This window comes from Allomuricauda sp. ANG21 (assembly GCF_040705235.1).
Classification (GTDB): domain Bacteria; phylum Bacteroidota; class Bacteroidia; order Flavobacteriales; family Flavobacteriaceae; genus Flagellimonas; species Flagellimonas marina.
Genome location: NZ_JBFCVT010000013.1, coordinates 237,646 through 247,838 on the forward strand (window position 1 = coordinate 237,646; position 10,193 = coordinate 247,838).

The window sequence follows — 10,193 nt, forward strand, 5'->3', positions numbered from 1 at the left end:
GGACCTATATAGGTTCGTTCAACAAATCCAAAAACTCAACGGCGTTGGCCTCCATTTTGTGAACTACTTTATCGGTTCTATTCACTAAGTGGTTATACCCAATGTAAGCAATGATACCTACCACCAAACCAGCTACCGTTGTGGTCATGGCAGTGTAAATACCGGATGCCAACAACCCCATTTCAGCTTGCCCGCCACTACTTGCCATTTGGTGGAAAGCCAAAATCATACCAATTACGGTTCCCAAGAAACCAATCATGGGAGCAGCACCGGCCACAGTGGCCAGAACACTGACATTCTTCTCCAGTTTGTAAACTTCTAATGTTCCCGCGTTCTCAATGGCCGTGGTAATGTCATCCAAAGGTTTCCCAATTCTTGACACTCCTTTTTCGGTCAATCGAGCTACGGGCGAATCTGTTTGGGCACAGAGTATTTTAGCCGCGTCCAACTTCCCATTCATGATGTGATCACGAATCTGGTTCATGAAGTTTTTGTCGATTTTCGAAGCCGCCTTTATGGCAAAAATCCGTTCAAAATAAATGTAGAGTGCTACAAACAAAAGGACAAAAAGCACCAAGATTATTACGATGCTCCCTGTACCTCCATTAACGATAAGGTCTATTACGGAAAGTGTCTTTTCTTCTGAAATAGAGGCTCCTGCCTCAACACCTTCAGCTACTTCTTGAAAAATATTCATATAAAATCCCCAATTTATTATGCAATAATAACGGAGATTTTTGAGCTAAAGTATTTTTTAGAACAAATATCGCATTAACATGTAACAAATAGCTCCTGAAAGGAACCCAATGAAAGCCAACCAACCTATCTTTCTAAGGTACCAGAAAAAGTCTATCTTCTCCATTCCCATGGCCACAACTCCAGCGGCAGAACCAATGATCAGCATACTCCCGCCAGTACCAGCCGAGTATGCGATAAAGTGCCATAGCTGATCATCCATAGGTTCGGAGAACATCCCTAAACTGGCTGCAACCAACGGAACATTATCAATAACCGCGGATCCTACACCCAATAACAGCACCACTAGGTCTGAAATTTGTGTGCCTGGCATTTCAGTGCCCATTAACGGCATTCCCTGCTTAAGTCCTTCGGCGAAGTTGAAAAGCAATCCCAAAGATTCCAAAGCCGCTACAGCCATTAAAATTCCAAGGAAAAAAAGGATACTTGGTAATTCTATCTTGGTCAAAGCACTGTGCACAGGGCTGTGATGAGCTGCCTCATCACTTTCTTGATCAACAGAGGATATAGCAATCTTGGAGTTACTGTATATTTCGGCAAAGGTGGCGACTATTGCCAAAGAAAGCATCATTCCAACGTAAGGTGGCAAATGGGTTACCGTTTTAAAAACAGGAACAAATACGATGGCCCCGAGGCCTAAATACAACATGGTGGGACCAAATTTGGATTTTGGCTGCTCTTCATCCTCTACATCTATCTCTCCCTTAAAGGCCGGAAGGAAAGATGCAATGAAGGATGGAATTACCATACATATCAAGGATGGAATCAATAAATGCTCTATAAGCATGGCCGTGGAAACCTTATTACCAATCCAAAGCATGGTAGTGGTCACATCCCCAATGGGTGACCAAGCACCCCCCGCGTTTGCCGCAATAATAATCAAACCTGCATACCAAAGTCTTGTATCCCTGTCCTTCACAATTTTCTGAAGGATGGAAATCAGTACGATCGTTGCGGTAAGGTTATCTATGATTGCAGAAAGAATGAAAGCTAAAAAAGAAAAAATCCAAAGGATTTTCTTCTTGCTCCGCGTCTTAATAAAGGTCTTTATAGTAGCAAAACCATCAAAATAATCAATGATCTCTACGATGGTCATGGCTCCCAGAAGAAAAACCAGAATCTCAGAGGTTTTTCCCAGATGGTGCAGCAAGGTCTCTTCTAAAAGGTGTGTTTTCTCCTCATGTCCCAAAGCACCAAAATTTTCCAAAAGTGCATGCTCACCGGAATCAAACCAATTGGAGAAACCATCAATTCCAAAGGCCATTAGTGCCCACATAATGGCCATCATGGCCAGTGCGGGAATAAGTTTATCTATTTTCAGATTATGTTCGAGTGTTATTGCCAAATATCCAATGACAAAAATGACAATCAGAAGGGTCTCCATGTTAAGCTTGGTTTATTTTTGTAAAAATTTTGAAGTAGTTCTCAATTGCGCTAAAGATATTCAAAATGAGTTTTTCCGCATAATCTTCAGTTAATAAATTATTGTGAAAAAGTAAAGTTGACTCATAAGGCCTTCAAAAAATATTGAATCATTCTCATTCATCAGTATACTTTTATGTAAAATTGACATTATAACACTATATTTGCGCTATATTTTTGGTTATTTTTCAGTTTTATGGATTTCACACTTTCCGAAGAGCAATTAATGATTCAACAGGCGGCAAGGGATTTTGCCAATAACGAACTACTACCCGGAGTAATTGAACGGGATGAAACCCAAAAATTCCCCTTTGAATTGGTCAAAAAAATGGGAGAGCTAGGCTTTATGGGCATGATGGTAAGCGAAAAATACAACGGCAGTGGATTGGATACCCTTTCTTATGTATTGGCCATGGAAGAGCTCTCCAAAGTCGATGCATCCGCTTCGGTTATGGTTTCTGTGAACAACTCATTGGTATGTTGGGGACTGCAAACTTTTGGAACAGAAGCCCAAAAAGAAAAATACCTGACTCGCTTGGCAACCGGTGAAATTATTGGGGCGTTTTGTCTCTCCGAACCTGAAGCGGGTAGTGACGCCACCTCCCAAAAGACAACTGCCCTAGACAAAGGCGACCATTACATCTTGAATGGAACCAAGAATTGGATAACCAACGGTAGTAGCGCGGAAGTCTTTTTGGTCATCGCCCAAACCGATATAGAAAAAGGACATAAAGGCATAAACGCCCTTATTGTGGAAAAAGGGATGGATGGTTTTGAGGTGGGACCCAAGGAAAACAAGCTGGGCATTCGTGGAAGCGACACACACTCCCTAATTTTCAATGATGTAAAAGTTCCAAAGGAAAACCGCATCGGAGAAGACGGTTTTGGATTTAAATTCGCCATGAAAACCTTGGCAGGAGGTAGAATTGGGATTGCTGCACAAGCCCTCGGAATTGCTGCCGGAGCCTATGAGCTCTCCTTAAAATATTCCAAAGAACGAAAGACATTTGGAACCGAAATAGCCAACCACCAGGCCATTGCCTTTAAATTGGCCGATATGCATACCAAAATACAAGCTGCTAGAAATTTAGTATACCAAGCGGCGTGCGATAAAGATTCAGGCAAGGACTATACGCTTTCTGGTGCAATGGCTAAATTATACGCCTCAGAAGTGGCTATGGAGACCAGTGTTGAAGCAGTTCAAATACATGGTGGAAATGGATTTGTAAAAGACTATCATGTAGAGCGGTTAATGCGCGATGCCAAAATCACCCAGATCTATGAAGGCACTTCAGAGATTCAAAAAATTGTTATTTCCAGAAGTGTTTTGAAAGACTAAAAATTTACACTCCACCACAACCCCCTAAAAAAAGGGGTTTAAGTTACATTTATTAGACTTTTTTTGGATTAATCCCCAAAATACTATACTATTTTTATTTCAAAGAAAACTATTTTAGCAACACCCCTTCTTTTGGGATGGGTTACAACATATTTATAACTTCACTTTGAGATAATCATAATTTAACATTGGTGAAATTCTGATATTGCATATTTTTTAACCCTTCAATCATTACGTTGATTTTTTATTGGACATTGCCTAAAAACCCTATATTTTATTCATCAGATTTGATATTTTTGAAGAAATACCATAATGATGAAATTGGAAAAGCAAGGTTTATATCTACCCGAGTTTGAGCACGATAACTGTGGTGCAGGCTTCATTTGCAGCCTAAAAGGAAAAAAATCCAATGATATTATCCACAAAGCCCTCGAGATTTTGGATAAGTTGGAACATCGTGGAGCCGTAAGTGCAGATGGTAAAACAGGTGATGGTGCCGGTATTTTGATTGATATCCCCCATAACTTTTTTGTGGAAGTCTGTAAGTTTACCTTGCCCGAAGCCGGTGACTATGCGGTGGGAAATGTATTTCTTCCCCAAAAAGAAAACCAAAGGGATTTTTGTATCTCCGTTCTCGAAGAAAATATTGCCAAACAAGGACTTCAACTCCTAGGTTGGCGAGATGTTCCTGTAAATCGTTCCGTGCCGGGAAGTATTGCAGCGCAAACCGAACCCTACGTAAAACAGGTTTTTATTGCCAAGGGTGAGTCTTTAGACGACTTCCAGTTCAACCTAAAACTTTTCATCGCTAGAAAAATTACAGAGCATACCATCATAAATAGTAAGCTGTCCCAAAGTAAATTTTTCTATTTACCTAGTCTTTCCACCAAGATCATCATTTTTAAAGGTCTGTTGATGCCAAAGGATATCAGCAGATATTACGAAGACCTGTTGGACCCTAGGGTAGTTACCCGATTGTCTTTGGTGCACCAAAGGTTTTCCACCAACACGTTCCCTACTTGGGATTTGGCCCAACCGTTCAGGTACATGTGCCATAATGGAGAGATCAACACCTTACGGGGAAATGTTTCCCGTATGCGCTCTCGCGAAGAACTTATGGAAAGTGACTGGTTTGGTGAGGATATTAAAAAAATATTGCCCGTAGTACTGCCAGGGAAATCCGATTCCGCCAGTATGGACATGGTTGTGGAATTGTTGTTGATGACCGGCCGTTCACTACCAGAAATCATGATGATGCTGGTTCCTGAAGCTTGGGAAAAGAATGAAGAAATGTCTGAGTCCAAAAAGGCATTCTACGAATACAACTCTTGTTTAATGGAACCTTGGGATGGTCCAGCTTCCATTCCGTTTACCGATGGAAATTACATTGGTGCCGTATTAGACCGAAACGGACTGCGTCCATCAAGATACTCAGTGACCAAAAAAGGGTATGTGATCATGTCTTCTGAAACCGGGGTTTTGGAGCTTGATCCTGAAGATATTGAATTCCACGGGCGATTGGAGCCCGGGAAAATGTTCTTGGTGAACATGGAGGAAGGCCGAATCATTAATGATGAAGAAATCAAAGAGGCCATCGCCAAAAAACATCCGTATCAGAAATGGTTGAAGGATAACTTGGTACACCTTCGTGATATACCTTATAATGATTGCCCTGTTTTCTTTGGTGAATTTCCACTGGACACCCGAAGGGCAGCTTTTGGGTATACCTTGGAAGACATCAATACCATTATCATGCCCATGGCCGAAAAGGGCAAAGAGCCTATCGGTTCCATGGGATCAGACACACCAATTGCAGTATTATCTGAACGTCCTCAACTTATATACAATTACTTTAAACAACTGTTCGCTCAGGTAACCAATCCACCGTTGGATGGTATCCGTGAAGAGTTGATTACCGATATTAGCCTAACCCTGGGGAGCGACCAAAACATTTTTGATATCAATGAGCTTCATTGTAGAAAACTTAAGATTCAAAATCCGGTAATTTCCAAAGAGGATTTGGATAAAATCAAGAATTACGATTCCAGCCCCGATTACAAAGTAGTCTCCATTTCCATGTTATATGAAGTGGGAAAAGGACACAATGGACTGGAGGAGGCTTTAGACTCTATTCTTCAACAAGCGTTTGATGCGATTGATGAGGGAGCCAATATTATTATCCTTTCAGACAGAATGGTGAGCACCGAAATGGCCGCCATACCCGCCTTGTTGGCCTGTTCCTATGTGAACAGTGGTTTGCGCAAGATGGGGAAACGTTCAAAATTGAGCATCATCATTGAATCTGCCGAACCACGCGAAGTACACCATTTTGCCTTATTGTTTGGATTTGGCGCAAGCGCCATCAATCCCTATTTGGTGAATGAAATCATCGGGGAGCAAATAAAAGAGAACAACATTACAGAATACACTTTTGAGGAAGCCATAAAAAATTACAACAAGGCCATTGGCAAGGGCATCCTAAAAGTGATGAACAAAATTGGGATTTCCACTTTGAACTCATACCGGGGATCTCAACTATTCGAATGCATTGGCATCAACACCAAAGTAGTGGACACATATTTCCCCAATACACCAACACGTATTCAGGGAATTGGCTTGTACGAAATTGAGAAGGAAATAGCCAAGCGTCACAAAAAGGCATTCACAACCCAGGAATTAGCAGCCAATCTGGATATTGAGATTGGTGGTGAGTATCGTTGGAGAAGAAATGGCGAAAAGCACATGTTCAATCCATTAAGTATTGCCAAACTTCAAAAATCGGTACGCAATAACGAGCCGGATACTTATAAGGAGTATTCCCAATTGGTTAATGAGCAGTCTAAAAACTTAATGACCATCCGTGGATTGTTCGAATTTTCGAACTATGACCCCATTCCACTTGAAGAAGTTGAGCCTTGGACCGAAATCGTAAAACGGTTCAAGACGGGCGCCATGTCCTACGGTAGTATCAGTAAGGAGGCACATGAAAATCTAGCGATTGCCATGAACCGAATTGGAGGAAAGAGCAATTCAGGTGAAGGAGGTGAGGATCCGGTTCGTTTTTATAGAAGCCAGACAGGTGATTGGAAAAACAGTGCCATCAAACAGGTGGCATCAGGTAGATTTGGGGTTACTTCCAATTACCTAACCAATGCCCAAGAAATACAAATAAAAATGGCTCAGGGTGCCAAACCCGGGGAAGGTGGACAATTACCTGGACCCAAAGTAAATCCCGCCATTGCAAAAACCAGGAATTCAACCCCTTATGTAGGTTTGATTTCCCCTCCGCCCCACCACGATATTTACTCCATTGAGGATTTATCGCAATTGATCTACGACCTGAAGTCAGCCAATAGAGAGGCGCGGGTGAATGTAAAACTGGTTTCTGAAGTAGGGGTAGGAACCGTTGCTGCCGGGGTATCCAAAGCAAAAGCGGATGTTATCCTAATCTCTGGTTTTGATGGCGGAACGGGAGCATCACCTCTCACCTCTTTGAAACACGCCGGACTTCCATGGGAATTGGGAATCGCAGAGGCCCAACAAACTTTGGTGCTCAACGATTTGAGAAACCGGGTGGTATTGGAATGTGATGGACAATTAAAAACAGGAAGAGATGTGGCCGTAGCTTGCTTGCTAGGGGCCGAAGAATTTGGGTTTGCCACTGCACCATTAGTTGCTTCAGGCTGCATTATGATGCGTGTCTGTCACTTAAACACATGCCCTGTGGGTATTGCGACACAAAACCCAGAGTTGCGCAAAAAATTCCAGGGAAAACCGGAACACGTGGTCAACTACATGTACTTTGTAGCCCAAGAACTTCGTGAAATCATGGCAAAACTTGGCTTTAGAACCATCAACGAAATGGTGGGTCAAGTGCAAAAACTGGATAGAAACAAGGCCATTGAGCACTACAAGGCTGCCGGCATTGATTTAAGCCCAATCTTGTATCAAATAGATGTCCCTGAAGGAACCAAATTCTATAATACGGTAAAGCAACAACACGACGTTGATAAATCCATCGAGTTTGAAATCATAGCCAAGGCACACCCGGCGTTGTTCAGAAAAGAAAAGACCTCCTTGGATTTCCCAATTCGCAATACAGATAGATCTGTGGGAGCCATCATCAGTAACGAGATTTCAAAGATTTATGGTGCGGAAGGCCTTCCGGACAATACACTTAAATTGAATTTCACCGGTTCGGCCGGACAGAGTTTCGGGGCATTTGCCACTAAAGGACTAACCATGATCGTGAACGGAAACACCAACGATTATTTGGGCAAAGGACTATCTGGAGCCAAATTGGTGATAAAAGTACCGTTTAAATCAACCTTTAAACCCGAAGAAAACATCATCATTGGTAATGTTGCACTTTATGGGGCTACTTCTGGTGAAGCATACATCAATGGTAAAGCCGGTGAGCGTTTCTGCGTTCGAAATTCAGGAGCTAAAGCTGTTGTTGAAGGTATCGGAGACCACGGTTGTGAATATATGACGGGTGGTGTGGCCGTTATTTTAGGCGGTGTAGGAAGAAACTTTGGTGCCGGAATGAGCGGTGGGATTGCCTATGTGCTAAACAAGGATGGTTCTTTTGAGAAACGTTGTAACGGGGAGGATTTGAATTTGCTTCCTGTTGAAGAAGATAATGATGTAAAGCAACTCAAAGAACTCATCGAAAACCATTATAACGCTACATTGAGTCCATTGGCGCAGGAAATTTTGGAAAAATGGGAAGAATACCTTCCAAAATTCATCAAAGTATTTCCAGAAGAATATCGTCAAGCACTCATTCGATTGGAACAAGAAAAAATGGAAACCTTATAATTTGAGAAATGGGAAAGATTACAGGATTTATGGAATTTGACAGAAAGGACGAAGCTTACACCCCTGTCAAAGAACGTATCAAAAACTATAAGGAGTTTACTAAACCTCTTAAAGAGGCAGAATTAAAAAACCAAGGTGCTCGCTGCATGGACTGTGGTATTCCTTTTTGCCACAGTGGTTGCCCATTGGGCAATTTAATTCCGGATTTTAACGATGCCGTATATCAAGGAAAATGGGAAAAGGCGGCCAAAATATTGCACGCCACCAACAATTTCCCTGAATTTACAGGTCGATTGTGCCCTGCTCCCTGCGAAGAAGCTTGCGTATTGGGCATAAACGAACCCCCTGTTACCATAGAGAACATCGAAAAGCAAATTGCCGAGACTGCTTTCAAAAATGGATGGATTAAGCCAGAACCTCCAACACAGAGAACAGGAAAAACAGTTGCCGTTATTGGTTCAGGGCCCGCTGGTTTGGCTGCTGCCCAGCAGCTTAACCGAGCTGGACATGAAGTTACCGTTTTTGAGCGCGATGAAAAAGTTGGTGGTCTTTTACGCTATGGCATTCCTGATTTTAAGATGGAAAAAAACGTCATCGATAGACGTATAGAGGTGATGGAAAAAGAAGGCGTTCAATTCAAAACTGGAGTTCACATTGGAGTTGATATCAGTGCAAAGGATTTACAAAATGAATTTGATGCCCTTGTGCTATGTGGAGGAGCTACAGTTAGAAGAAATTTGCCCATTCCAGGGTCAGATTTAAAAGGAGTAACCCAAGCCATGGACTTCTTGCCGCAAAACAACCGTAAGGTAGATGGTATTCCCTTTAAGGGCGAAGACATATCCGCCAAAGGAAGGAAAGTGATTGTTATTGGTGGTGGGGATACCGGTTCAGACTGCATTGGAACCTCTATTAGACAAGGTGCAGTTTCGGTAACCAATTTTGAGATTATGCCTAAAGGAACACCAGAACGTCCTGAAGGACAGCCATGGCCTTTTTGGCCTATGCGCTTGCGTACCAGTTCTTCACACAAAGAAGGTGCTGAGCGTGTTTTTAGCATTTCCACCAAAAAATTTGTTGGTGATGACAAGGGCAACCTTAAAGGTTTAATCACTTCTGAAGTTTTCTGGGAAACAGCTCCTGGCCAACGCCCAGTTTTAAAAGAAGTTGAAGGGACTGAGAAAGAATGGGAATGCGATTTGGCTCTGTTGGCCCTTGGATTTACAGGTTCAGAAACCTCAATTTCCGACCAATTGGGATTGGAAATGGACCCAAGAACCAATATCAAGGCATCAGCAGCAGATTATAAAACAAATGTACCGGGTGTTTTTGTAGCCGGTGACCAAAGAAGAGGTCAATCCCTGATTGTATGGGCCATTTCTGAAGGGAGACAGGCTGCACACCATGTAGACACGTATTTAATGGGAAAATCCGATTTACCGCTTAAAGGTGATGGAGATCTACCAAGAGTATAAAGAGTAAATACCCAACCAGACTATTTTATGGAGGGCTCTCCAAGGATTTCCTTGGGGAGCTTTTTTATTAATTGGTTATAGAAAAATAGCTTCAAAAAAAATAACGCATAAAAACAAAAAAGGCCCTTCACTATAAAGTGAAGGGCCTTGAGGAAGGCGGCTACCTACTCTCCCACCTGGTGTGGCAGTACCATCGGCGCAAACGGGCTTAACTTCCCTGTTCGGAATGGAAAGGGGTGGGCCCCGTCGCCATGGCCACCTAGATCTTTGTGCCAAACTTGATTTGGCATCTCTTGCCAACGACACCGAACATTGTCGATGTCCATGCAAAAAGAACAGTTTTTCAATATGACATATAGAGGGACGGCGCATTGTTGCGC

The 10,193-nt window shown here is 42.4% G+C and carries 5 protein-coding genes and 1 rRNA gene; 3 read left to right on the forward strand and 3 right to left on the reverse strand.

Going from position 1 to position 10,193, the window contains the following annotated elements:
- Positions 1-4: 4 nt before the first annotated feature.
- Positions 5-697 carry a MotA/TolQ/ExbB proton channel family protein gene (locus AB1A65_RS15870; RefSeq protein ID WP_366590910.1) on the reverse strand — a complete coding sequence of 231 codons (693 nt, stop codon included), beginning with the start codon at positions 695-697 and terminating at the stop codon, positions 5-7.
- A gap of 57 nt (positions 698-754) precedes the next feature.
- Positions 755-2,140, reverse strand: coding sequence for a sodium:proton antiporter NhaD (gene nhaD, locus AB1A65_RS15875; RefSeq protein WP_366590911.1), 1,386 nt, complete (start codon positions 2,138-2,140; stop codon positions 755-757).
- A 234-nt stretch (positions 2,141-2,374) separates the two neighbouring features.
- Here nhaD and AB1A65_RS15880 point away from each other — a divergent pair, with 234 nt between their 5' ends.
- The 3 genes from AB1A65_RS15880 to AB1A65_RS15890 all read left to right on the forward strand — a co-directional run bounded on the left by AB1A65_RS15880 (position 2,375) and on the right by AB1A65_RS15890 (position 9,813).
- Positions 2,375-3,517 carry an acyl-CoA dehydrogenase gene (locus AB1A65_RS15880; protein ID WP_366590912.1) on the forward strand — a complete coding sequence of 381 codons (1,143 nt, stop codon included), beginning with the start codon at positions 2,375-2,377 and terminating at the stop codon, positions 3,515-3,517.
- Positions 3,518-3,832: 315 nt separating this feature from the next.
- Positions 3,833-8,338 carry a glutamate synthase large subunit gene (gene gltB, locus AB1A65_RS15885; RefSeq protein ID WP_366590918.1) on the forward strand — a complete coding sequence of 1,502 codons (4,506 nt, stop codon included), beginning with the start codon at positions 3,833-3,835 and terminating at the stop codon, positions 8,336-8,338.
- An 8-nt stretch (positions 8,339-8,346) separates the two neighbouring features.
- A complete protein-coding gene (locus tag AB1A65_RS15890; protein ID WP_366590913.1) occupies positions 8,347-9,813 on the forward strand; it encodes a glutamate synthase subunit beta in 1,467 nt (488 codons plus the stop codon).
- A 151-nt stretch (positions 9,814-9,964) separates the two neighbouring features.
- Here AB1A65_RS15890 and rrf read toward each other — a convergent pair.
- Positions 9,965-10,076: ribosomal RNA gene (rrf, locus tag AB1A65_RS15895) — 5S ribosomal RNA — on the reverse strand.
- Between the last annotated feature and the right edge of the window lie 117 nt (positions 10,077-10,193).